The 25,414-nt window shown below is 54.2% G+C and carries 16 protein-coding genes; 8 read left to right on the top strand and 8 right to left on the bottom strand.

Going from position 1 to position 25,414, the window contains the following annotated elements; all coding sequences use genetic code 11:
- Positions 1 to 48 precede the first annotated feature (48 nt).
- The 6 genes from AC07RO_RS20505 to AC07RO_RS20480 all read right to left on the bottom strand — a co-directional run bounded on the left by AC07RO_RS20505 (position 49) and on the right by AC07RO_RS20480 (position 10,062).
- Positions 49 to 807, bottom strand: coding sequence for a restriction endonuclease (locus tag AC07RO_RS20505; RefSeq protein WP_495086930.1), 759 nt, complete (start codon positions 805 to 807; stop codon positions 49 to 51).
- 194 nt (positions 808 to 1,001) lie between these two features.
- On the bottom strand, positions 1,002 to 2,171 hold the full coding sequence (locus AC07RO_RS20500) for a hypothetical protein (protein WP_495086929.1): 1,170 nt from the start codon (positions 2,169 to 2,171) through the stop codon (positions 1,002 to 1,004).
- A gap of 357 nt (positions 2,172 to 2,528) precedes the next feature.
- Positions 2,529 to 4,712, bottom strand: coding sequence for a DUF262 domain-containing protein (locus AC07RO_RS20495; protein WP_304629632.1), 2,184 nt, complete (start codon positions 4,710 to 4,712; stop codon positions 2,529 to 2,531).
- The gene (locus AC07RO_RS20490) at positions 4,709 to 6,493 is read right to left on the bottom strand and encodes a DUF262 domain-containing protein (protein WP_495086928.1); all 1,785 of its coding nucleotides are present in this window, start codon (positions 6,491 to 6,493) and stop codon (positions 4,709 to 4,711) included. Before AC07RO_RS20490 ends, AC07RO_RS20495 begins: the two co-directional genes overlap by 4 nt.
- 234 nt (positions 6,494 to 6,727) lie before the next feature.
- A complete protein-coding gene (locus AC07RO_RS20485) occupies positions 6,728 to 7,903 on the bottom strand; it encodes a hypothetical protein (RefSeq protein WP_495086927.1) in 1,176 nt (391 codons plus the stop codon).
- On the bottom strand, positions 7,900 to 10,062 hold the full coding sequence (locus AC07RO_RS20480; RefSeq protein WP_495086926.1) for a type I restriction enzyme HsdR N-terminal domain-containing protein: 2,163 nt from the start codon (positions 10,060 to 10,062) through the stop codon (positions 7,900 to 7,902). Before AC07RO_RS20480 ends, AC07RO_RS20485 begins: the two co-directional genes overlap by 4 nt.
- A 1,405-nt stretch (positions 10,063 to 11,467) precedes the next feature.
- Here AC07RO_RS20480 and AC07RO_RS20475 point away from each other — a divergent pair.
- Genes AC07RO_RS20475 through AC07RO_RS20460 form a run of 4 tightly spaced genes read left to right on the top strand, consistent with a single transcriptional unit; the run spans position 11,468 to position 14,435 of the window.
- Positions 11,468 to 12,868: a YfjI family protein gene (locus AC07RO_RS20475; RefSeq protein ID WP_495086925.1), complete on the top strand. Its 1,401-nt coding sequence runs from the start codon at positions 11,468 to 11,470 to the stop codon at positions 12,866 to 12,868.
- Entirely contained in the window at positions 12,852 to 13,211 is a 360-nt protein-coding gene (locus tag AC07RO_RS20470) for a hypothetical protein (protein ID WP_304629625.1), read from the top strand. Before AC07RO_RS20475 ends, AC07RO_RS20470 begins: the two co-directional genes overlap by 17 nt.
- Positions 13,189 to 14,169, top strand: a complete 981-nt coding sequence (locus AC07RO_RS20465; protein WP_495086978.1) for an integrase domain-containing protein — start codon at positions 13,189 to 13,191, stop codon at positions 14,167 to 14,169. Before AC07RO_RS20470 ends, AC07RO_RS20465 begins: the two co-directional genes overlap by 23 nt.
- Positions 14,166 to 14,435: a hypothetical protein gene (locus tag AC07RO_RS20460; RefSeq protein WP_495086924.1), complete on the top strand. Its 270-nt coding sequence runs from the start codon at positions 14,166 to 14,168 to the stop codon at positions 14,433 to 14,435. Before AC07RO_RS20465 ends, AC07RO_RS20460 begins: the two co-directional genes overlap by 4 nt.
- A 34-nt stretch (positions 14,436 to 14,469) precedes the next feature.
- On the opposite strand, the gene AC07RO_RS20455 is transcribed toward AC07RO_RS20460, so the two are convergent.
- Entirely contained in the window at positions 14,470 to 16,230 is a 1,761-nt protein-coding gene (locus AC07RO_RS20455) for a hypothetical protein (RefSeq protein WP_304629622.1), read from the bottom strand.
- A 457-nt stretch (positions 16,231 to 16,687) separates the two neighbouring features.
- Between AC07RO_RS20455 and hsdR the strand changes: the two genes are divergently transcribed.
- The 4 genes from hsdR to AC07RO_RS20435 all read left to right on the top strand — a co-directional run bounded on the left by hsdR (position 16,688) and on the right by AC07RO_RS20435 (position 23,528).
- On the top strand, positions 16,688 to 19,054 hold the full coding sequence (gene hsdR / locus AC07RO_RS20450) for an EcoAI/FtnUII family type I restriction enzme subunit R (protein WP_495086923.1): 2,367 nt from the start codon (positions 16,688 to 16,690) through the stop codon (positions 19,052 to 19,054).
- Between the two features lie 88 nt (positions 19,055 to 19,142).
- On the top strand, positions 19,143 to 20,612 hold the full coding sequence (locus tag AC07RO_RS20445; RefSeq protein WP_368957870.1) for a type I restriction-modification system subunit M: 1,470 nt from the start codon (positions 19,143 to 19,145) through the stop codon (positions 20,610 to 20,612).
- Complete coding sequence (locus AC07RO_RS20440) at positions 20,609 to 22,939, top strand: restriction endonuclease subunit S (RefSeq protein WP_495086922.1); 2,331 nt, start codon at positions 20,609 to 20,611, stop codon at positions 22,937 to 22,939. Before AC07RO_RS20445 ends, AC07RO_RS20440 begins: the two co-directional genes overlap by 4 nt.
- A gap of 433 nt (positions 22,940 to 23,372) precedes the next feature.
- Positions 23,373 to 23,528: an Arm DNA-binding domain-containing protein gene (locus AC07RO_RS20435; protein WP_495086977.1), complete on the top strand. Its 156-nt coding sequence runs from the start codon at positions 23,373 to 23,375 to the stop codon at positions 23,526 to 23,528.
- Between the two features lie 505 nt (positions 23,529 to 24,033).
- Here AC07RO_RS20435 and AC07RO_RS20430 read toward each other — a convergent pair.
- On the bottom strand, positions 24,034 to 25,116 hold the full coding sequence (locus AC07RO_RS20430; RefSeq protein ID WP_495086921.1) for a Shedu immune nuclease family protein: 1,083 nt from the start codon (positions 25,114 to 25,116) through the stop codon (positions 24,034 to 24,036).
- Positions 25,117 to 25,414 lie beyond the last annotated feature (298 nt).

Raw genomic sequence — 25,414 nt, 5'->3', positions numbered from 1 at the left:
TACTGGCTTGGGATTTTGGCTCCCGTTTTGAGTATCTACTACCGGCCTCTATACCTCTTTGTAATCATTCAGCCATCGAACTAATACGTCATAATCCGCCAAAGTCACATCCCATTTGCTTGACGTTTCATGTTCGACAAATTTTTTGGCTCCAGATGTAAATGTAGAAGTTGTAACTAAAATTGTTTTATTCGGTCCATCTTTTGTATTTTTCACTCCTTGCAGCGCTCTTACCAATGCTACGCCAATTTTATTATCCTCTGCATAGCGCTTGCACTCAATGAAGTATTTATTTCGAATGCCAAGTGAGTCCGTATGTATTGCAATTATATCTTTACCTCCATCGGCGGTTCTCTGAGTTAAATCGACCTCAAATCCCTTTGCTCTGAAAATTTCAGTTACGACCTCTTCGAACTCTCTCGCTGTGATTTCTCGCACCAGAACCGGACTCATTTGTAATGCGATTACTAGTTCTTGTATTGACTCGTAAAATAGTAGCAGATCCTCCGCGCTGTATATTTCCCTAAGATGCTCGATGCAAGGCTCACCAAGTGTTTCTACACCTTTTGAGTTATTGATGACGAAACTTAATAGACCTTCAGGATATTCTGAAACTTCAAAACTCAGGAAGATCGCATCTTCGCATTTTATGCAATCGAACCCATAAGAAACCTCATAAATATTTTCTTGACCCATGCCTCTTTCTGATCCGCCGACACATTCAATATCAAAGTCCTCAATTGATATCGAATCACTGTAACTACAGCAATCGCAGGTATATTGAATATTTCCAGAAAACTTCCACATTATCCCAATATTCCTTTTGTTTAAATATTCGCCCAGAGTGAGCGGTCCGGATGAGCTACCGAAGGGCGTCGAATCCCTATTCTAATGCTGTGGCAATGGACCAAAATCAGACGATTGCAGATGTAGGCACTAGCGTACACCGGCTTCAAAAATAACGCATTCTTATAGAAGGGCTCTCGGACTGCTTGAAAACCTCACTCGGCCTGATATATATGAATATTTTGCAACATCTTAACAAGTGTAGAGGCTGATTCTTGAACTGGTGTTGGGTTGATATACCACGGACTATCATTTTCATCAGGATTACTAAAATTGAAAAGCAAATATCCGGTCAAAAATTCGTCAAAGCCACCCTCGCCTTCCTCTCCATAAGTTTCCTCGTGATAGTAGCCCTCATCTCGAAATAGTATGTCATTCAAATCGAGGGCAGCAAGATATGCTCTTCGCAAATACTGAAGAGCGAATATTCTCGCAGAGTATAAAGAAAGAGTGTTTAGCTGACTCAAACCTTCTTCGTACGTTATAGGATCTTCGGACTCTAGCTTCTTAAGTGTGCCGTGATAGGTTTGCGCGATTTTATGGGCTTCTTCGTAAAGCTTGATAAAACCTGAAACTCCATTAAGCGTAAATAAGCTGACTCTTGATGAACGGCCAAGTTGGGAGATTTCATTATAGTTTAGCTGGCTGGTTAAGCTTTCACAACCTGAAATGGCTATGGAGCAGGAGAGGCTTTCGCTAGCTTGGTAAATATTTTCGACTGCGACTTTAAGTCGGTTTATATCTAGACCATGAAGGTAAGGGTATTTATTGGTGAGGCTTTGTAAAGCCCCCCACTTAAGTGAAAGCAGGGTGCTTTCTAGAAGGTAGTTTCTGATCTCGGTCCAGCCAATTATGTGAAACCAAGGAAGACGGACAGCCGGCTCGACCGGGAACCGTTTATCTTCGTTTGCCTTCTCTTCTGTTTCACTGTTTTTTTCATCTACCCAAACTTGAAGTGAGGATTTCACTCTGTCATTCGAAATAAGAAAAAAATAATGAGATACAACTCCTTGATATTTTTTGAGCTTAGTAAGTTCTTGTTCTAAGTCGCTGGGGTATAAGCTCTCAACAAGTTTGCATTGCGCTACGGCTAGGCTTGCCTTGCATTTGATGTCAAACCCATATTGTCTGTCTCCTTTCGTGCCTTTATAAGTTACATAGCTAGGGCTTATTTTGTTATGTATCTTTACGTTATGATCTTTCAGTATGAATTTGAAAAGATCTAGACAGATATCCTCAAACTCAGGGTCGCTCTCCGGTGGTTTTACACTGTGAATGCTACTTTGAATTGAGCGCCTTAATGGTTTCATAACTGAATATTCCATTTCAAAATCTTTTGAAAAGCTGTACACGGATTTGAGGTAAAGAGTCGAAACGGGCCAGGTATTCTCCAAACCAATATATCAGGATGATCTCATTGAGCCTTCGATTTTCGGATACCTCCGGGGAATCTGCTCATAGGGGCTACTGCAACCGCCAGCCAGCCAATAAGGCGAGGGGGCAATATAACCAATATTCCGGTCCAATTTCGACCCAAGCCGCTAACTGCGTAGCGTAGAGGTCGCACTGTATGGGTCGGAAACGGTCGTTCCTGAGCGTCCGCTATTGGCGAAGCTGCCGTTCGAGACCGGTTCCTTTTGGCCGTCAGAGTCCCTCAGCTCACCGCCCAGTGAGCCTCCAAGCTAGTCTCTCGCCGCGATGAAGCAATGCTCGCCCATGAACTTCAGCAAGAGCTCAGGGAGCGGTGCCAGTCCGGTTGGGCCACTGCACTGCCAGGCGCCAGCACCGTAGCTGACTCTCAACTCCTGAGAGCCTTGAAGCACAAGTGCGGGTTGGGTGTCGTCATAGGTCTCAGAGTAGTAGTAAGTCATTCCCGGCAATGCACCTTTCGAACGTTTCAGCGCAAGGAACAGAGCGTAACTACTTAGCTCCGCGTGGTACCCGGAAAGGCGCTTGCGTGACAACAAATAGATGTCACCTGATTCTTCACGGTGTATGAGACGTTCCCCGCAATAGTCAATAAGCTGCGGCTCCGCGACGACATACCTCCGCCAATCCGTGCAGACTGCAGTCTCGATGATTTGCTGCAGCGCAGCATTCGCATTGCCTTCGATGCGGTCGAGCAGATTCTGGAACTCGCGCCGACCGATCACCCTCAACCAATTCTCCGACCTGTCACGATAGGTACCAGCATCGGGTTGGCAGAAGGAGAACTTGGAGGATCCACGCCCAATCAGGTAGTCGTCCATGGACAACAAAGCACGCTCAAGAAGGTGGTCTGTGGAGGCGCGCACGCCCTCATCGAGGACGGCTCTAGCTCGCTCCGAGTAGCGGGTAAATGCGTCAAGGTCAAGTGGCCCGTCGGATGGAGTGCTGAAGTCAAGCAGAAACCCAATTTTTCCTTGCAAGTATGGATGTGCCTCCGCTTCAATAAACGAGGCTTCCCGTGTCGGATCTTCAACAATCAGTCCCACCTTGCGCACTTCTTCCTTTGCCTGCTCGCCACTGAAGCCGGCGGGAGGCTCGATCGCTTTGGATAGCGATTCGTACAGATTTCCGACGTGAGAAGCCAGGGCCTGCACCCCTTTGACAGCAAGGATGGCTATGTAGACATCGTCGACACGATGGTTAGCGAGAAGGTTTGAGGTGATGCGATCCCATCTAGACCGCTCTCTCTCCAGTTCAGGCGAGCCTGACTTCGCCGCGGGACTGTCCACCCAAGCAACCACGCAGAACAGCCTTATTAGATCGAGGTAATCGCTGTTAGGTGCCAGTGCTTTCTCCAGCGTTTTCAGATCTGACGCCGAGGCAGTGTCGCAGAAGTGGTCCAATACCACCGAGACGACTTGCGCACTCGAGGGATTGAATGCCCCTTGGGCCTCGAGTTCCCGCAGCGGGATGTAGCCGCGCGCATGGCGCAACTTCGTGATCCATTCTATTGTCGATCTTGATGCGCCATAAGCACGCTCGATTCGATTACAGGAGTCGAAGAATGCCATCACGTACATGAAGCGAAGGTAAAGCTCGTCAACCGCTTGCCCAATGGCTAAGCCCTTTTTCTGGGAGGCAAGGCGCCAGAAAAGGTCCATCCACTTCTGGTCCATTGCTAGATCGAATCTGCTGGCCCAAGGCTCTGACGCCACACTCCTGACAAGCCATGCCTTAAAATGCTCGAAGGGCGTGAGCGGTTTGCCCCGGGCATTCATTTTAATGTACAGATCGTCGGTCAGGCCGAAGCGCTCCAAGTCGAGAAAGTGGAAAGTAATCTTGGGCTGCTGCTCATCCACGAGTCGCGCATACATGCCTTTAGTGACACCAAACTTCTGGGCAATGGAGTTGAGTGTGGTCAGACAAGCCGCGACAGTAGGATCGCTGCGCCACGACAGGAAGAACCAATTGCTGTCGACCAAGTGTGCCGAGAGTTTGCCGTTCCAATGCTTCCCGTCCGCTGGGGGCGCAATGACGGCGTTTGCGAGCGCATCGAAGAACTCAGCAGAACTAGGCCGCGTGGCATAGGTGAACCTAGAGCGTCCGCCTTTTGTCCAGCGCCCCCTGAAATCTTCCAGTTGCCCCTCGCACATTGCGATGTACCAGTGCAGGAGAAACAGAGTTGTTAGGCGCTGCTGGCCGTCAAGTAGCGAGAGCACCCTGCCTGCGCCGTCCTCAAATGTTCCATAGATGAAGTCGAGATCAAGTCCGTACTCGTGCTCACTGTTCAATGCGTCCCACAACGATGTCAGAAAGCCATCCAAAACGTCGGTGGACTGCTTGCGGCCTTGGGCGTAGTCACGTTGGATGATAGGGATTTCAACGCCATCTACGCTTGAGAAGAGCGTCGCGAATGAATGCTGCCGTGCCTCGCTCATGCGCATGCTCCGTTATATGTGAAAAAGCGAACCAGCGAACTACTGAGTGCGTGCTGGTGCTCCTTCGCATCTACTCGACTCCAGACCAGCATTTCGTCGATCTTGGTGCTGTAGTACTTCAGGAAGGCATTTTTTGTACAAGGCGGAACGAAGCGCCCCGCCTTGTCCAGCGCGATGAGTTTGCGCCGCTTGTGAGGGAAGATAGCGTTCCCGTAGCTTCGGTTTGTACCTGCGTCAAGCAATGTCAAGTTACCAATGCTGTTGTCGACTTCAATATCTGAACCCGGATCGTAGCGATCTATGACGTCGTTGAACGCAACTTCAAATGCGGAAGCATCGAAGGGCTCCTTGTCACGCAGCGTCCGCAAGCGCTCAACCAGCTCCTGCTCGGATGTGGGGGGGACACGGCCTACCGCTGCCAACTCGGGCTCGGAGAAGTATTCGACAGCCTGTCCGAGCCAGGCTTTTTGGGCGTCAATACGCTGAGGCATGTCAGACTTTACCGAGCGAATATGTTCCAAGTCCCACTGATCTTTCTTAAAGTGGTCGAAAGGGAACCACGGCCCGCTATCGCCGAGTTCCAGTAACGAAGCGATGTTGAACAGCAGGAGCAGACGGCGGATGGACTCACGATGCGACTCATAGTCCAGCTGCGCGACGTGGTCTTCAACGAACCGGGCCAAATCGCTTTCACCCGCGTTGCTTCGAGATTTACCAAAGACCAGCTTGAACACTTCTGCCTTGAGCGCAGCTCGAAAGGCTGTCTTGGAACCAGAGCTTCGCGCGAGGTCGCGTATCTGTCCCACTTTGACGTCTTGGCTTAGGAGAAAGCCAACAATGTGATACAAGAACCGGTCCCTGAACCACTCGTCGAGTTGCAGAAACATTCGTTTTACTGCGTCCCACTCGCTTGTAACCGCGTCCTGCTTTTCAGTTAGATGCGTGTTGAATGCAAGGAACAGGCTGTTAGTATCCCAGCGATTCGCAACCTGCTGTAATTCGTCGGCCCGTAACCCAAGGACTAGGTCAATCCGATTCGCTTCTTGTTGTCGATTGGCCAAGAAGTACCAAAAAGCCTCTTCCTGCAGACGTCGCTCGATCTCATCCCAGTCCTGGGCAATCCTCAACTGCTGCAATTGCTTGGCGCGTATTCCTTCACCGTCGAAATTGCCACCTCGCAAGAACAGGGCCTTCACAAGCTCCGCGTTCGTGAGCGGGATTTTGCCAACATTCAGGCGCGTGAATACGTCAATCGGCTCGACGGACTGGTCAACCTCGTACCAGATGACTCTGACCTCATTCAGAAAGGCGGCCTCGATGTAGTTCAGCCGGTTGCTCCTAGGCTTGAACCAATCGCGAACGGCTTGGTACGCCTGCCAGATATGGAAAAAATCGATGTTCTCCTCATGTAGCTCTTCGTCGAGGGTGCGCAGATAGCTCGCGCTGTTCTGACGAGTCTCGTAGTTGAGTGCGAACAGAGTCTTGCGCTCGTCAACTACCAAGCGGTTGTTGAAATAGGAGAGGATCAGGAAGATCGTGGTAAGCCGTTGCTGCCCATCAATGAGTTCCCAGTGGCCGTTGCGTTGTGTAACGACGATTGGCTGCAGGCAGTAAAACTCTCCCTGAACCTGCCTTTTCCTTTCTGTGAAAGCGGCCACATCGTCAAGCAACTCAGTAACTTGCCGAGAGGTCCAGCGATAGCCACGCTGGTAAGCGGGGATGAAGAACGACTCGGTCATTAGCTGGCTGACCGAGCGCAGCTGAAGATCACCTGTGCTCATAGGACCTCGTTGGGTAGTTCCCGCATAACGCAAACCGTGTGATTTGAGATGGCCGTCCGTTCCAGGCAGCTCTCCCTTAAATAGCTAAAGCTTGTTCGCTAGCAGACCGATTGAAACCGTGCTAACCCTGGGCCGCGAATTTCCCCAAGGCTGGGGGAAATCGGCAAAATGTTACCATCTGCCGGGCACCTTGAATCGCCCCTAGCATCGTCGACGGCGTGTTCTCTGAGCAGCTCAGGTGTAGAGCGTCCCGGAGTGACGAAGCTTGACGTATTGGGTCGTGACAAACCTGGAGATGGCGGCGACAAAATCCTGCACCAGCAGGTCGTTCAATAGGAAATCCCGCAAGGCGAAGCCGCTCTGGAGGACGTCGAAGCGCGGAAGCGGTGTATCGAGCGCCGCGCCCGACAGGTGCACTAGGTTGTTCCGGACCGCCTGCAGCACTTCGTCGAAATCCAGGGCGAGGTCTTCCGCCGTGACGCAGGCTAGCCGGTTCCGGGCGATCTCCAGCGCTACGCCGAGGCCGCCAACGGTTGGAACTCCGGCCGTTTCCACCGTCGCGGTTGTCCAGTGCTCGTGGAGTGGATTCGGCGCGACGATGTTGAGATCGACGCGCGTTCCGCTAATGTTCTTCAGCACGCGTTTCAGCTTTATCTCTACCGGTGCATCGGCAAACGAGTCGCTGAAATCGGTGACGCCTAATGGCATCGGGTCGTGGAACTTCACGATGTAGGTGCCCGTTGCGGCGTCCGCGGTGACCTGCGCGCGGCTGTAGGCGTAGACGTCCTTTGATACCGCACCGTGCGTGAAGGAATAGCCGTGGCTCGAAAGGACGTCGCGCAGCGTCGCCTCGGCCGCAATCGATAGCAGCGCCACGGCAGCGTCGTTGCGCTTCTGCCGTCGCGCCGTCGCGGCGCTTGAGAGGTAGTTAACGACGTAAGGCGGCACGACAGCGCCCCAGGGACGAGCGAGCCACTCGCAGCTCATGCGCGCCTCCGGTCCATTAGCAGGCAAGCTAACAGGCCACTCCACGATCCAACGCATGTCCGTAGAAAGCGAGATTGTCTCGTCGGGTTGTTCGGTCTCGATACGCAGCCGATCCAGCAGATCTTGCGGCCGGTAGCCCGGAACGCCGCCTTGCTCGTCGACGTCGCGGTAGACCTCCTCGAACAGTTGCAGCGCTATCGCTAGGCCCCGCAGCATCATCGGCGATTGGAAGATCCTCGCAATCTCGTTTCTCTTCCTGCCGAATTCGGCGGGACCGGTCGGCGCGACGACGTGCGAAGGCGTGCCAACTGTCAACCGGTCCATGGCGGCGAACAGCAGGTGTTGCGAGCTGCCCAAGAGTTCGAGCACAGTATCGAGCGTCCGCTCTAGCACCCTGCCGCTGACATGAACGGGGTACTTCATACCGTCTCTCCAAGGTCGAGATCACGCACCAGGACCGAGAGCGCCTGCTCTTTCTGCTGGAGCGACCTTTCGACAACGTCGCGCTCCTCCTTTGCGAGGGCGACTCGCCGGACAATCTCGGCCTGGATCATCTGAGGAGGCACGGGGATCAAAACCTGTTTTAAGGCCTCTAACCTCAGCATCGTCATTACGCTCCCGCCGGCGCCCGCAATCAAGGCCTCATGCACATAACGACTGTTGATCGCGATCGCGAGGTACTCTGGCAGCACGAGTGCGTTGTGCACGCGAATGCGGAAGATGTGCCGGTTGATGGGAAACCGGCCACTCTCGATGAGCGCAGCGGCACCTAAATAGGTGCTCAGCCCGTTCATTACGATGTCGCCTTCGTTGGCGACCGCCTTGGGGTATTGCTGCACCTCGACGTCGTCTGCTCGATCTAGCGGGTCCAGCTGTATCTCCAACGGACGTATCGCGCCTGGCCCAATGAACACGACATCGCCGGCGTCCTTCGAGCGTCGGATGGCGCCGCCTTTCGTCACGAGAGCAAGACTTTCCAGCGAATGATGCTTGAAGGAGGCAAGGGGAAGCTGCCGTTGCGCTTGGCGCGCAAGATAAGGGCCGGCGCTCAGCACGCCTTGCGCAGGTGTCGCCGTCGCGGTCAGGCCGAGGTCGTCGTCCCCGACATCATTATTCTGCATCCACGACCTGAATCGCTCCAAGACATGGGGTAGCCCAGGTAATGACGTGCAGTCGAAGCTGTCCTGGTGCTGGCGACTCTGGGCTTTTGCGAAGAAAAGGACTTCCCTTGAGCCCGCGGATTTGTCGAGCACGACGATACTCGCTGCCACGGCCGAATCGGGCTGGAAGGTGCCGACGTCAATCACGGCCTGCAGCCCATTACGCCGCAGGAGTTCCTGCAGCTGAGACCTGTCAGGATTGCCCAGTGGACCGTTCGGTAGCAGCGCGACGATCCGGCCCGTTGGAGACAGGCGCTTTAGCGCAAGGTGAATATAAGCCTCCGCGCTCGACTGCACACCGCCTTGTCGGTCGCTGAGTCGCTCGTGCCGGACGGTCAGCCCAAAGGGCGGCGCTATGAGGATGCGGTCGGCTAGACCGTCCTGCCGGTGCGTAGGTCGCGTGGACTTGAGCGGATCGCCGATCGAGATCGATGGTTGGTCGGCACCGAACACCAACTGCTGCACGCAGGCCCACATGGCATCAGTCGCATGGCGAGCAAACAGGACCATGTGCGAGGGCGGTGTGGTTCCCGCTAAGCGCACAGCTGCTGATAGGTTGCCTAGGCCACAATGAAGATCGAGCACCCGGTCGCCGGGCTCGATGTCTGCGAGACGCACAAGCAAATCCGCTGTCCAGCGCGGCAATCGGGTGGCTCCCGATGACTTGGGATAGCGGCTCAGGATCTCGTCGAGCAGCGGCAGAGCGTCGGCGGGCGCGAGTTTGTCCAGCGCTGAGGCATTGAGCAGGTCGAGTGCTTCTTCGTAGGTACGCGGCGAGGTTAGGTCCTGTCTGGCGACGAAGGCAAGTGTCTCTTCGAAACCAGTGTCCAATGCATCCGGCCATTCCGACCGGGTCGCGGCGAGCGCCGCCTCGGAATCGGGTCCACCGACCAGCAAATTGCAGAACATCTCGCGGCCGCGTCGCCGCTGCAGGTGCGCATAGAAGATGAGGGCTAAGGCTTCGGGCGACCACCGTTGCTGGCGCGAGAGCTCCAGTATGTTGCGCAAAGTGCGTCTGACTCCCGCTACCTGACTGGCGCGGGACTGACTGTCGGAGCCTCCATAGACCATGTCTCGATAGGTCTTCGGCGTCGCTAGCTGCAAGGGCCGGCCCGATTCGTCAGTCTCGAACCAGAGCATCTGCTGGCCATCGGACACCAGGAAGAAACGCGCCCCAACTTCGATTGCCGCGAACTGGATCTGGCGGATCAGGGCGTCGAATGGAAGTAGCCTGGAGTCCCGAGGCAGTTTGTCGAGGCGCTTGGCCTCACAGACGATCCGAATGCGACCGTCCAGCATCACGACCAAGTCCAAGCGCGCGTTACGACTGGTCTTGTATTCCCGTTGAATCAGTTCGGTGGGGTATCCGAGCTCATGAGTCAGGTAGGCATGGATACGCTGCACTGCCTGGTTTTCATTCATCTTCCTTGCCCTTCCGTTGTCCGTCCTGGCGAGTGATCTACAACGATCGTCCGAGGCCTGGAGGCGGACTTTATCATGTGATCAAACGATATAGCAGTACACATCGAGTGGAATAACTGGGTCAGGATGCTAAGGGTGTGTCGGCATTGCCGGCAACCGATGTCTTGTGCACTCTGCCGCGTTAGAAAGCTCACGGAGCACGTGCGACATCATCAAGCTATGGCCTAGAGATTTAATTGCATGTTGGCAGGAGCACAACTACGCGATATGCATTTTGGCATCCCGTGGCTGTTTCGAGAGTAGTCCACTGGGCAGTTCAACTTCGGCTTGACCCTCGACGCCCATCTGCGCCCACCTATTGTTGTGTAGCAAGGCGAGCATCCGGGGTGATCTACGCCTGGTCACACGGCATCCAACACCGGTAACACGAGTCCGAAGCAGGCCTTGGTGAGTGTCAGCTCCTGGCCGTTCTCCGCCGGTCGTCACTACGGCGTGTGCTGGTCAAATCGAATGCAAACGGTTGATCAGCACGAATGCAATTGACTGGTCAGTGACGATGCACATGGGTGGTCAAGTCCATGCAATGACGCAGGCTCACATTAAAAACCGACGAACGACCACCCGGCTATGGAAAGCCACCGGCCTCCAAGGTCTTCCAGCGCTACCGATTGGCGCAAGATTCGCCCCCAAAATCCGGTTGACCGCAAGCAGAACGAGCGCTAAACCAGAACCGTACCAGCGCTGTCCTCGACAGCACCCAGGTAGCCAGAACCTTTGAGGCTACGCCACATCGTGGTGGTTCTCCCCAAGTGCGATTAGCGTCCGGCGGCTCGCACGGTCACAGCGATGTGATGGATGCCACTTCCTCCAGAATGCCCACTGCGGCAACTCATGCCCCCTCCTGGCTGTTCTGCAGCAACTTATCCGCTTGGCCATTCTTGCGCCAACCTGTTGCCCGTCTCTTTGCCCCCTAAAGAGACGGGCGAATCTCACACTGCTGCAGCCCTGCTCGCATGGGGCTTTGCGGCTTCCCCCCTCGTGACAATCGGCGTGACAAACGCCGAATGCTCACTCGCCACAGCGATGCCGATGATGGTGCCGCAGCCCATGAAATGGACTGCACCTGACTGACAGTCAGGCATGCCCCGGTCATCGCCTCACTGCCTTCACCTGACTCAGGATCTCGCGGCACCGGTCTCGTCAGCCAGTGCAGCCTCCACCCGCCCACCGCTATCGGTGTTCAGGAGGCCAGATCATGAGATGCCCAAGCTCTCGGTCGTAAAGAGCCGCCAGTCCCGCGTTAGTGGACAAACCTCACAGGTCGCAGGGGCCTTGATCCCTGATAACACTCAACAACCGTGGCGGGATGAGTGAGGACGAAGTCGATAATCTCAGGAGAATTTCGATGCAACTGTGCGAAGCGTTCGAACCCCCACAACCATTGCTGGAGTGCCAGCAGGCGCCACTGCCCTACCCGGTCGAAGCACTCGGGGATCTGTTGGGCCCTGCGGTCGAGCGACTGGCCGAGGTGATTGGCGTGCCCTGCGCCATGGCTGCACAGTCGGTGCTGGCTACCGCTGCCTTGGTGAGCCAGGGCCACGCCAATGCCCAACTCGACGGTCGAACCTATCCGCTGTCCCTCTACCTACTGACGGTGGCGTCCTCGGGGGATCGCAAAAGCGCGGTGGACCATCTGGCACTGAAGGCGGCGCGCGACTGGGAACGACAGCAGTGGACCCAGTATGCGGAAAAGCTCAAAGCCTATCGCGCCGCCAGCAACATCATGGCCAAGCCCAAAACCGCAAAGAAACACGCGGAGGCGGAAGGCGGTGAGCAGTCCGAACCGGTACCGCCAAGACTGATCATTGCCGAACCGACCATCGAGGCCATGGTCAAAAGCCTGTGCCATGGCTTGCCCAGCATGGGTTTGTTCAATGATGAAGGTGGCCAATTCTTGGGTAGCAGCACCATGAGCAAAGAGAATCTGCTCAAGGCAATCACCACCTTGTCGATGCTGTGGGATGGCAGCCCGATCGACCGGGCGCGCTCCATGGCCGGAGAAAGCCTGCGGGCCTATGACCGCCGCCTCAGCCTGCATCTGATGCTGCAACCCTACCTGGCCAACCAACTTTTCAAAGACCCGGTGATCAATGGCCAAGGCATCCTGGGCCGTTGTCTGATCAGTTGGCCCGAGCGCCTGGCCGGCCAGCGGCTCTATAGGGCGATCGACTTGAGCCGGGATGCCAAAGTCCAGCGCTACCAGCAGCGGATCAGCGCCCTGCTGCAAAAGCCCTGGTTGCTTCACCAGGATGGCTCACTCAATCCCACCACGCTGGAGCTGACTCCCCGGGCCCGACGGGCCTGGATCGATATTCACGACACCATCGAGTGCCAGTCGGGCGAGTTCGGCGAGCTGGCCGGCGTCCAGCCTGTCGCGAGCAAGGCGGCGGCGAATGTGCTGCGCATCGCAGGTGTACTGGCCATGGTTGAAGAGGCCAGTGCCTTGGACGAAGCACACATCCAGCGCGCCTCCACGTTGATGGATTACTACCTGGCCGAGATTCAGCGCCTGACCGAACAGGAGCCGGTCAATAGCCGACGCGAGGAAGCAGATCGGCTGCTGCGCTGGCTGGTGCAGAAAGGCTGGACCCACTTCACCATCCGCGACGTCAATCGCAACGGCCCTCGTTTTGCCCGCAAGAGCGCTGACCATACCGCCTCTTTATTGGTCGTACTGATCACTCATCGCTGGCTGAGCAGCCGCGACGGAAAAACTTTCGAGGTCCGCCATGTTTCGCCTCAATGACGCGGTGCGCCGCTACCAGGCGCAACATCAACCGCAGCCAGAATCGCGGCGTGTCGCCGCAGCTGTCGCCACCCTGTCGCCACGCGCCAGGCCAGAAACGACGCGGGTTGTCGCCGGTGTCGCCGCTGTCGCCACACCACCATTTGAGCCTGCCAACCTCGCCCTGCTGATCGAGCAACTGCGTGAGGAAGGGGCACTGCTGCAACATCAGAAGAACGCCCTCCTGATCCGCCCGACACGCTGGCAGCAGGTGGACAGACTCAGCCCCCACTGGAAAGCCTTGCTGCTCTTTCTGCAAACAAACGAAAACGGTGATGACGATGGCTCTGGTCGGTCGGCGTGATGGTCGCAACTTTGGCTATGGCCGCCATCTGAGCTACGCCGGCCCACAAGCGCTCAAGGATTTGTTTGCCGGCGGCCACTTCGCCACGGTCAAAGCGCATAGTGATCGCTGGCAGGCGTTTGTGCGTTGGTGTCTATCAGAGGACGGCCCCGGTTACAACGATGCGCGCCAGATCGATCGACAGACGCTGCAAGACTACGCCGCTTACCTGCGCCAGCAGATCCAGCAAGGTGAACTCTGCATCGCTACCGCGCAGAACCGCCTGAGCAGCGTCAACCGCACCCTCGCGGCGCTGCGCGGTGATCAGGACGTGAGGATCGCCAGCCCGAGTCAGGCGTTGGGACAGAAGCGCTCGAACGTACGCACCCGCGCACCGGATGGCCAAGACCGTCAACAGGTGCAACGAGTGCTTGAGGTGCTTGGCGAACAGCACCATGAGCGGGTGGCCGCGATTGTCCTGCTGGCCCGAGCAACTGGCATGCGCCTGCGCGAGGTGATCTTGGCTGACCTGCCACGATTGCAATGCGAAGCCGAACACTTAGGGCGCATCAACATCCAGGACGGCACCAAAGGCGGCCGCTCAGGGGCTTCAGCGCCGCGATGGATCGCGGCTAATGAAGAGGTGAAGGCGGCTCTGCAGTTGGCTCGTCATGCGTCGCCGACCGGCAGCCGCAACTTGCTGGCCCGAGACGAAAGCTACGCCGCGTTCCTGCAACAGACCGTGCTCCCCGCCCGAGAAACGCTGCATGAACAAGGGCTGAAGGGTTTTCATGAACTGCGAGCGGCCTACGCCTGCGAGCGTTACGAGCAGCTCACGGGCCACGCCGCCCCGATCAATGGTGGCCACTGCTATCGCATTGACCGCGACCTTGATCAGCAGGCGCGCCAACAGATCAGCCTTGAACTCGGGCATAACCGGATCGATGTAGTTTCGGCCTACATTGGAGGTCGGGCATGACCAAGCCCTTCGATACGGCGCTGTTCCTGAGCGGCGTACTGACCGGCTCGAAAAACACGCAGCAACGCCACCTGCGGCAAGCCCGAATCATGCAAGCGGCCATTCAACAACGATGGCAGCGAGACAATCCCTGGAGCTGGCAGCTCAAGCATGTGCGCTGGTTTTTCACTCAACACCTGAAAGACCATCCCGACGCTACCCGGTATTACTATCAACTCACCGCTCTATTGATCTGGAAGCGATTAGGGAATGATAGAAAATACTGATCTATCGCTCGAATTTAGGTGATTTTTTATCAAATTATTCTTGGCAATAAACGATGGGATGTATACCCGCTTCTTTAGCGGCATGCACGAACGACGATAAGATCCAGTAGAGCTGGGTTATGTTACCTGCCACACTCTTTCCTTTCTGGATTTTCTTGAACTCCTTCTCAATAATTTTCTTCGATATGAACGAACAGCAGATGATACACCTTCGATTGAATCGATAGTCCTGCCTGATCTTGTAAAGATAGTCCTCAAACTTGCCAGGAATACTTTTTCTCGTGCGATTCAAAAGACCACCGCTATATTTCTTTTGAAGCTTTTCCTTGTGCTTTTTTAGAAACAGCTTCGGATCAACGTCCATATTACCGATGTTTTTGATGGCCTGGCCCACGACATCATGGAGATTACTGGCCGACTTGCTAGGCTTCCCATGTTTGGAGTGTATGAAAGACACGGAAAAATCAGTTTGATTAAAAGTGATGTGATCCGCCCACTCGTTACCTAGATCATCGCAGAAAACGTAGTCGTCAGCACCATGAGCTATCTCAACGATATCAAATACCGAGGAGGAGTCAAACTTAGTTATCTTCTTTGTGATTTCACCTTTCTCAGAGGTCGCTAAGGCTAGCGTAGGTAGGACTTTTAATGTCCGAAGCATTGAAGGGATTTCGTTGATCCCCGCACCATCCTCAAAGCACTGACCCATAAAGTACATGTACCTTGGATCGGAGAATGTGATAGTTGCCAAACTCTGCTTCTTGATGTACGCCTGGAGTGTGATCCGTTTGCCGTTCTGCTCAAAATGAATATTTCGGAGTGCCCGGCTATTGACGGCAATCGAGTGAAGATTCTTTTTGAGTGTGGCCGCCCTAAAGCTACCTAGGAGTTCGTAATCGGGTGCCGGACCAATTTCGTAAACCTGTTCCATTTCCGCAATCAAGGACTTGATCTGCTTAGATGTCATCTCAATAACACGACCATGTTTGGTTGTGTAAAAAACAGGGATACCTTGATCTATTACGTTTTCAACAAAAAACGAATATTCCAGCAGAATTGCGTTTGGCGCACTCGATTTCCAGACTAAATCAAGCTCGATAAATTTTGCGAAATTATCGAGAAAGTCTTTTTCAGTAGAAGGATTATGAATATCGTGCAGTTGTGCCTTAGCCCATTCCACGGCGTGATGTACCGATTTCCGTTCCGATGCCTCGACCACGCGACCGCTTTGCGCGGAAATAGTTTTAGTACGCCCCTTCAATTTAAGCTTAAAGAAGTAGGGTATTGATCTCCCCGCAGCGTGTACAGACATAAGCCCTTTCAGATCTGAAGCTTCAAAGGCACGGCCACGCATTGCTCGATCGGACACAGTCATGTTGCGGGTCGCCATCTTTTGATACTGCGCATCGACGTCGCTAAAAGCAGAGGTCAGCTCACTACTCCGAATTAGCATCGCATGCTTGTCCATGCTTTCCGTTATGCTGGCACAAGACTTTTTGAATATAGCGATACAACCATCTATGGCAATGATCAAAATGAAAGCATAGATCGTATCTTTGAGTGGCTGCTGCCAAAAATGTACATCACGGTCGGTCCTGAAGACGCGGAGGCTATAGGAGAACTTACTGCCGTCTGGAAGCGCATCATCCTGGTCCAAAATGTCCGCGATAAGCGCGCTGCCAATAGTCATATTGGAGCTGGCAGCTTCGAGGATTACCGTGAGCGTAGCCTTAGTAAAAGGGGCCGTAGGGCGGTAGAATTGGGCATTCTGTGTAAGCAGGAGATCTTGCGACATCAAGCACCCTTCCGTGGAAATTCTGATAATGGGTAGCATAATGCCACTTATGACTTGGGGTCTACGGCATACAACTCTCGGCTTCACGTCGAAAGGTTGAGTCCGCCGCCAAAACCACCACTAAAATTTTTAGAATCGACCATCCCTCTGGATACCTGTCGCGTCTGGCAGGAAAATACAGAGCCCCAAATTTTCAGGCTTCTTTGCCGATTGCCTAACGGCGTTGCTTCCTAGCCACCTTCACCCTGCCCTAGGGCACGATCCAAGATAAAAGCACTGCGGGGACGACGTGAAACACTAGTCCTGCTATCGCCTCGGCTTATCTTGCCTACAACTCCATCACCAAAATCCGATCTTCCCCCGTGCCACTATCAAACAAGGTACATTTACGCCCATCGAGCACGATCAGCAGTGCCGGAATGGAGCGACCAGGCCGGCTTGAAAGGGAATTGGGGTTATGGACAAAAAGTCGCTTTCCGAGCGGGACATCTGCAGCAAGTACATCGCCCCAGCCGTTCAGCAAGCTGGATGGGACATGCACAAGCAGGTGCGCGAGGAAGTTAGCTTTACCAAAGGCCGCATTATCGTCCGGGGTAAACTTCACAGCCGTGGCGAAGCACGCCGTGCAGATTTCATCCTCTACCACCAAGCCAACCTGCCTATCGCTGTAATCGAAGCGAAGGACAACAAGCACTCCGTTGGCTCCGGCATGCAGCAAGCCCTGGGCTATGCAGAGGCGCTGGACGTACCGTTCGTGTTCTCCAGCAATGGCGATGGCTTCCTGTTTCACGACCGCAGCGGCACAGGCAGCCAGGTAGAAACCGAACTCAACCTTTACCAATTCCCCAGCCCTTCCGAACTTTGGCACCGCTACTGCCAGTGGAAGGGGCTGGATACAACAGCCCAACACAAGATCGAAGCGCCCTACTACGACGACGGCTCCGGACGCATGCCTCGCTATTACCAGATGAATGCCATCAACCGCACCGTCGAGGCTGTGGCGCGCGGCCAAGACCGTATTCTGCTGGTGATGGCTACGGGCACTGGCAAGACCTACACCGCTTTCCAAATCATCTGGCGTCTGTGGAAATCGAAACAGAAGAAACGCATCCTGTTTCTGGCCGACCGCAACATCCTGGTTGACCAGACAAAGAACAACGACTTCAAGCCCTTCGGCCAAGCGATGACCAAAATCGCCAAACGCCAGATCGACACCTCCTACGAAATCTATCTGTCGCTCTATCAGGCCGTCACCGGCACTGATGAAGAGATGAACATCTACAAGCAGTTCTCCCGCGACTTCTTCGACCTGATCGTGATCGACGAATGCCACCGTGGCAGCGCCTCCGAGGATTCCGCCTGGCGTGAAATCCTCGACTACTTTTCCAGCGCTACCCATGTCGGCCTCACCGCCACACCGAAGGAAACCAAAGAGGTTTCCAGCATCACCTACTTCGGTGAGCCGATTTACAGCTACACCTTGAAGCAAGGCATCGAAGACGGCTTTCTCGCCCCCTACAAAGTGGTGCGCATCGACTTCGACAAAGACCTGCAAGGCTGGCGGCCACCTAAAGGCATGCTCGATAAGAACGGCGAGCTGATCGAAGACCGCATCTACAACCTCAAGGATATGGACCGCACCCTGGTCATCGAGGCGCGCACCCAACTGGTGGCACAGAAGGTCACCGAACTCCTCAAGGCCACCGATCCGTTTCAGAAAACCATCGTCTTCTGCGACGACATCAACCACGCCGAGCGCATGCGCCAGGCCCTAGTCAACCTCAACCCCGAGCGTGTGGCCGAGAATCGCAAATATGTCATGCGTATCACCGGTGATGACCAGGAAGGCAAGGCCGAGCTGGATAACTTCATCAACCCGGAAGAACGCTACCCGGTGATTGCTACCACCAGCAAGCTGATGACCACCGGCGTCGATGCTCAGACCTGCAAGCTGATCGTGCTCGATCAGCACATCAAATCGATGACCGAGTTCAAGCAAATCATCGGTCGTGGAACTCGCATCAATGAGGACTACGGCAAGTACTGGTTCACCATCATGGACTTCAAAAAGGCCACCGAGCTGTTTGCCGACCCGGCCTTCGATGGAGACCCGGTGGTGATCTATGCCCCCGAAGGTGATGACTCGCCCGTACCGCCAGACGATCCGCTTGCCGATGAAGACGGCATCAGCGCAGGCAACGATAACGAGGGTGATGACCTGGATTTCACCGGCGAAGATGAGGGCAAAAAGCGCATCAAGTACGTCATCGACAACGTCCCGATTTATGTCATCGCCGAGCGTGTGCAGTATTACGGCCCGGATGGGCGACTGATCACCGAGTCGCTGCACGACTACACCCGCACCTGCGTACAAAAGCAGTTCGCCTCCCTGGATGACTTCCTTCGGCGCTGGAGTGATTCCGAGCAAAAGAAAGTCATCATCGAGGAGATGGCCGTCCAGGGCGTGATGTGGGAAGCCTTGGCCGAAGAAGTGGAAAAGAAACAGGGCAAGCCGCTCGATCCGTTCGACCTGATCTGCCACGTCGCCTTCGATCAGCCTGCCCTATCACGCCGCGAGCGGGCGGAGCAGGTGAAGAAGCGCAACTATTTTGCGAAGTATTCCGGAGCGGCTCGCCAGGTTCTGGAAGCGTTGCTGGATAAATACGCCGATACCGGCGTCGAGCATATCGAGGACATCAAAATCCTGCAGCTCGACCCTTTCAGTCAGTTCGGTGCGCCCCTCGAACTGGTCAAAGCCTTTGGCGGTAAAGCTGGCTACAACAAGGCTATCCATGAGCTGGAAGACGAACTTTACGCAAGCTAGGGGCTAAACACCGACGACATGCCAAAGCAGTCGCCCCCACTATCCGGTAGAATTTCGCCCCCCTTGCGGTACGCGTTGAGAGAACTTCATGTCCATTAGCTCCACCATCAAGTCCATCCAGGACATCATGCGCAAAGACGTTGGCGTAGACGGCGACGCCCAGCGCATCGGACAGTTGGTTTGGCTGCTGTTCCTGAAAATCTTCGATGACCGCGAGCTTGAATGGGAGCTGATGGACGACAACTACCGCTCGCCCATTCCCGACAGTTGCCGCTGGCGTACCTGGGCCGCCGACCCGGAAGGTATGACCGGTGATGCTCTGAAAGACTTTATCGACAACAACCTGTTTCCCCAGTTGCAGAACCTGCACGAGTACAGCAACACGCCGTCAGCCTTTGTGGTGCGCAGTGTGTTTGAAGACGCCTATAACTACATGAAATCCGGCCAGCTGCTGCGCCAGGTGATCAACAAGATTCAGGAAGGCGTGGATTTCAACAAGGCCCAGGAACGCCACGAGTTTGGCAACCTCTATGAGCAACTGCTGCGAGACCTACAGAACGCGGGTAATGCTGGCGAGTTCTACACCCCGCGCCCAGTCACCGAGTTTATGGTGCGTACGGTCGATCCGAAGTTGGACGAAAAGGTCATGGACCCGGCCTGCGGCACCGGCGGCTTCCTCACCTGTGCCATCGAACACAAGCGCAGCCGCTATGTAAAAACCGCCGAAGACGAACGTATCCTGCAGGCCACCATCTTCGGTGTAGAGAAAAAGCCACTACCGCACCTGCTGGCGACCACGAACATGATCCTGCACGGCATCGAGGTGCCCAACCAGATTCGCCACGACAACACCCTGAGCAAGCCGCTGATCAGCTGGGGGCCGAGTGAGCGCGTGCACTGCATCGTCGCCAACCCGCCGTTCGGCGGCATGGAAGAAGATGGCATTGAAACCAACTTCCCCGCCGCGTTCCGCACCCGTGAAACCGCCGACCTGTTTCTGGTGCTGATCATGCAGTTGCTCAAAGACGGTGGCCGTGCCGCCGTTGTGCTACCCGATGGCTTTCTGTTTGGCGAAGGCATCAAAAGCCGGATCAAGGAAAAGCTGCTGACCGAGTGCAACCTGCACACCATCGTTCGCCTGCCCAACGGCGTATTCAGCCCCTACACCAGCATCAGGACCAACCTGCTGTTCTTCACTAAGGGTACACCGACCAAACAGGTGTGGTTCTACGAACACCAGTACCCGGCCGGCGTAAAGAATTACTCCAAGACTCGCCCCATGCGTATCGAAGAGTTCACCGTCGAAGAAGCCTGGTGGGGCAGCGAGGCCGATGGCTTTGCCACGCGAGTGGAGAACGAATTTGCCTGGAAGGTCGGCGTCAAAGAACTGCAGGCACGCAACTGGAACCTGGACTGCAAGAACCCGCATATCGGCGAACAGATCAGCCACGACCCTGATGAGCTGCTGCGCGACTACGCCGCCCTGCAAGGCGAAATCAGCGAGCTGCGTGACCAGCTTAAGGCGGTGCTGGCCGAAGCCCTGGAGCGCCAGGTATGACTGCGTTGCTGACTGACAACCTGCCGCTGCTGGCCGGTGCGCCCAATGGCATCAAGAAGTTGCGTGAATTGATTCTTGAGCTGGCGGTACGTGGAAAATTGGTGTCGCAAAATCCGAATGATGAGCCTGCCAGCGAGCTGCTTAAACGGATTTCCGAGGAAAAGACTCAGCTGGTCGCCGATGGCAAGATCAAAACGCTGAAGCTGATCGAGGAACTTCCAAATGCGGATGGCTTACCGAACTTACCTAGCTCTTGGCGCTGGGTTCGATTCGGCGAAATCGCTCAGCACAACTCCGGAAAGACCCTAGATAAGGGGCGTAATACCGGCATATCCAGAGATTACATCACGACATCAAACCTCTATTGGGGAAGGTTTGAGCTCGACAACGTTAAACAAATGCTCATACGAGAAGATGAGCTTGATAAGTGCACAGCAACTAAAAATGATCTTTTGATATGCGAAGGGGGCGAAGCAGGTAGAGCGGCTGTCTGGGAGCAACACAAGGAAATATGCTTTCAAAATCATGTTCACCGCGCACGTTTTTATGGCGATGTGTCACCGCATTACGCCCAGAGATTCTTCGAAAAAATAAATGCCTCTGGTGAAATAAATCAGTACCGGAAAGGTATTGGCATTTCAAATATGTCGAGCAAGGCTCTGGCCTCAATTACATTCCCATTACCCCCCCTCGCCGAACAGCACCGCATCGTCGCTAAAGTCGATGAACTGATGGCACTGTGCGAGCGACTGGAAACCCAACAGAACGACGCCGAAAGCGCCCACACACAACTGGTACGAGCGCTGCTCGACAGCCTAACCCAAACCAGTGCTACCTACTTCGCCAACAATTGGGAGCGCTTGGCCGAACACTTCCACACCCTGTTCACCACCGAATCCAGCATCGACGCACTCAAACAAGCTCTGCTGCAACTGGCCGTGATGGGCAAATTGGTGCCGCAAGTCTCTAGTGATGAACCGGCCGACGAGCTACTGGCGCATTTGGCTAAAGATCGAAGTGATTACGCAGCTGTACACAAGATTGCTGTGACGAAGCCAGAGCCAATATCCGAGTACGATCAGAGAGTCTCTCTACCCGCAGGATGGGCATGGACACGCCTCTGCTCTATGTTCAGGGTAATTACAGATGGCGACCATCAATCACCACCGAAATCCACTGACGGAATTGCATTTCTAACTATCGGAAACGTGACCAAAGGACATCTTGATTTCTCAAATTGCCGTTTCGTACCACAGGATTACTTCAATCAAATCGCGCTTTACCGTCGCCCAGAAATAGGCGACATCCTTTATACAGTTGTCGGGGCGACGTATGGCCGGCCCATAGCAGTTGATAGCCCACGGGATTTTTGCGTACAACGCCATATTGCGATCCTCAAAGGTAGCGAACTGCTTAACTCTGCATTTGCCTGTTATTTACTGTCCTCCCCGTGGGTATACGAGCAAGCAACTCAAAGCACGACCGGTACAGCACAACCTACAATCCCGTTGCGACCGTTACGCAACTTTCTCGTCATGCTGCCACCGCTTGCAGAACAACACCGCATCGTCGCCAAAGTTGATCAGCTCATGGCACTCTGCAATCAACTCAAAACCCGCCTAACCCAGGCTCGCCAGTTGAACGAACAGTTAGCCTGCACCCTAGTCGAACGAGCCCTTTCCGAAGACGGCCAACGGGCTACCATTCCCACAGACCGTCAAGTAGCCCGTACCTTGCTCGCAGCAGAAATTACTCATCGACTGCATAGTCAACGTACCTTCGGCCAACGCAAGCTGCAGAAAGTGATTTACCTAGCCGAGCACGTGGCCAGAATCGCAGCCATCCAAGGTGATTACCTGCGCGACGCCGCCGGCCCCCACGATCGCCAGTTGATGAATAAGGTTGAAGGAGAGCTGCAAAACAATCAGTGGTACGAACGCATCGAGCGCGAGACTGTTGGCCATGCTTACCGCCCGCTTTCGCAAGCAGGGCAGCATCGGCAGGCGTATAGCAGCGCCTGGTCGGCCGCTGAGCGCATCACAATTGAGCAGGTCATTGAGCTAATGCGGGACTGGGATACGGACCGTTGCGAAATGACTGTGACGCTCTATGCCGCCTGGAACGACTTCATCCTAGAGGGCCGCCCGGTTACCGATAAAGACATCGTGAACGAAGTCATGCATAGCTGGAACGACACGAAACTGCGCTTTGGCAAAACCGAATGGTTGGCGATACTCGCAGAGATGAAAAAGCACAAAATCCTGATGCCCACCGGCTTTGGTAAGCGCACTAAGGGTGGCATGCTCAGCTTGCCCGGTTTCGAGTAAACAGATGATCCTTTTGAGCACCCTCTGCAAGATACGGGTACGAAGCATATTGCTCGATCCAACCTCTCGCGGCATTCCAATTGGTATTCCAAAGAAATTTACAAACTAACGTTAATTAATTAAATCAAATACCTAATAACCCAATTCAAATTACCCCGGCCCACCAAATTGCAATCTAGACCTGTCTCAGACAGTCTACGAAATACCCCAAGAAGCCCGCCCTGTGCGGGCTTTCTTGTTTCTGCCTGTCCGTCCTTGTTACCCCTATCACGATGTGCGCTGTATCCTTTCGTGTACCTCGGATACAGATTGAAACTGATGGGTACAAGGAAGTGAAAAGGACTGAAATCAAACGGCGCCGCTCTCGGAGACACAGTCAATAGCGAGTTTGGAAGCTGACTCCAAGGAGTACCGCGAGCACGACGGGAACAACGTGTACCTCCGTGTCCGGCCAGACGGGAAGAAGTCGTGGCAGCTTCGCTACAAGAAAGCCGACGGGAAGTGGTCATGGATAGGGCTGGGCAGTTATCCAACGGTCTCTGGATCTGCTGCGCGACGCGATCAAAAATCAATTAAATCAGACAGTTAAATAAATTTGTCACATACGTAACACCAGTAACACCTACATCTAGGTAGACGTGGTAAGCATCATCCAACCCTAAGACCCGTGAGCATGGTCGCCGTCAGCGGCGGATCGTGCATGATCGTTAAACCTGAACAGACATCACCTTGAGTCCAAATAGCCCAGTGAGGTCGAGGGGATCAAGACGAGTCGGGGTCCCTACGGATTTACCACTAGCACGGGATCGGAAACCCGCCGGACCTCGTTAGCGGGAGAACTCCCAGCTTAGTGAACAGGTGAACCGGGTGAACTGCTAGTTCACCTGTGCATCTGCACCACGGAACGGCCGATCTGAGGTCATCATTACCTGTACGGTAAAGATGTACCTTTCTCTTCAAGATCCTTTCAATTTCAACGTTGAAATTTCAGTAAGCTGGTACACCTTCCACTAACAAGATTCTGCGGGTTTCCGACCCCGTGTGACGTAATAATCGCCAGGTTCCCCGGCGCACTTTCAGCTACCGCCTTGCTTTCAAGATCGCTGAAGCCGCCGCAACCACGTGTCCCAAGACTCGACTCTGATAGGAAGTGAGAACGAGCGCTCGAAGTCATGACGTTTTGCGCTTTCTTCTCGGTCGTCCACCGTCCTCCCTCCAATTAATACGGTTCGAATGTTGATGTCTTTTTGAGGGTCAACCTGAAGGGCATGATGCGGGCCAAGGAACGCGTTGTGGACATGCTCGCCCCGCTCTGCACGGATTCGAAGAGAGTGGACGTGATTTCGGAATGGGGTGACGTCTCTATAGATGTGACCCAAGCGGCTTCTCAACTGACCTGCAGCTTGATTGATTTTGTGATTGAACTCTTTGTAATGGTCAGAATTGAGCAGATTGAAATCCGCACCTTTTATCTCGATGAGGATTACGTCCATCCTCGAGCGTCCAGTGAGGAGCACAAAGTCCACAAAACCATCACCTAAGGGAAACTCGGAGAAGCAAATGTATTCGTCATCCGGCTTAGCGTATGCCTCGCCGAATATTGAGAGGTCTCGTTTCAACAGGCCTTGAATGTCCCTTTCGCCCGCTCCAGTGCTGATCAGTGTTTCTATTTCCGCCTTTGAGACCATGCTATCAGCTATCTCCAGTCGACGTTTTATTACCGCATGACTTTCTTGATAGCGGGAATCTACGAACGGATCTCTAGAAAAACGAAGACGATCGGCTTGCGCAATAATACGTCCATTGTCCCAGCTACGTTCATCCACCTCGATGCTAGGACACGTGAGTAAAGTCAGAATCTCTTCGCGACTGATGGTCTCCCACTTCGCTCCGCCTGATGAACTGATGGTGACGATGTCAAACGTGTCAGAAGCTGGGTCTTCCTTTTCATAGTGCTCAACATAAGTCGCAGGACCGATCACGATGCCCATCTGATGCAAAGACTTGATGATGCGCTCCACGGCATTTGTAACTGACTGTCCATCGTTCTTGTTGTCCATGTCGGTCAGCAAAACCACCATCCCCTGCTCATTCAAAAAAGTCCGAACACGACACAAACCGCATTTGAGCCGAGAATCCCCGTCGGGGTAGTTATGGACGATATCCATGGTTTTCATGATTTAGATACTCCTTGTCGAAATGCTGCACCAGATATGGAAAACCTCATTGAAGGTTTTCGCCTCAGGAATTAAAGTAGAGCTCCTAGGGTCAGGAGGGTGATTAATTGGGTAATGATCTCGTTCGTGTATCCCTATGTGTATCCCAAGAAATTGAACCTACCAAATAAACCAATAAATACAGGGCCTTTGAAGCCCTGTTCAAATCCCCCCGCCCCATCAAATCCAAAAAAGAAGACGTCCTTGGACGTCTTTTTTTGTGCCTGAAATGCAATTAACTCAAAAGCCTATGCACTGC

The organism is Pseudomonas sp. GW821-FHT07F05 (assembly GCF_059418765.1).
The sequence above is the reverse complement of the archived record's forward strand: the minus strand, read 5'-3'. Positions and strand labels throughout refer to the sequence as shown.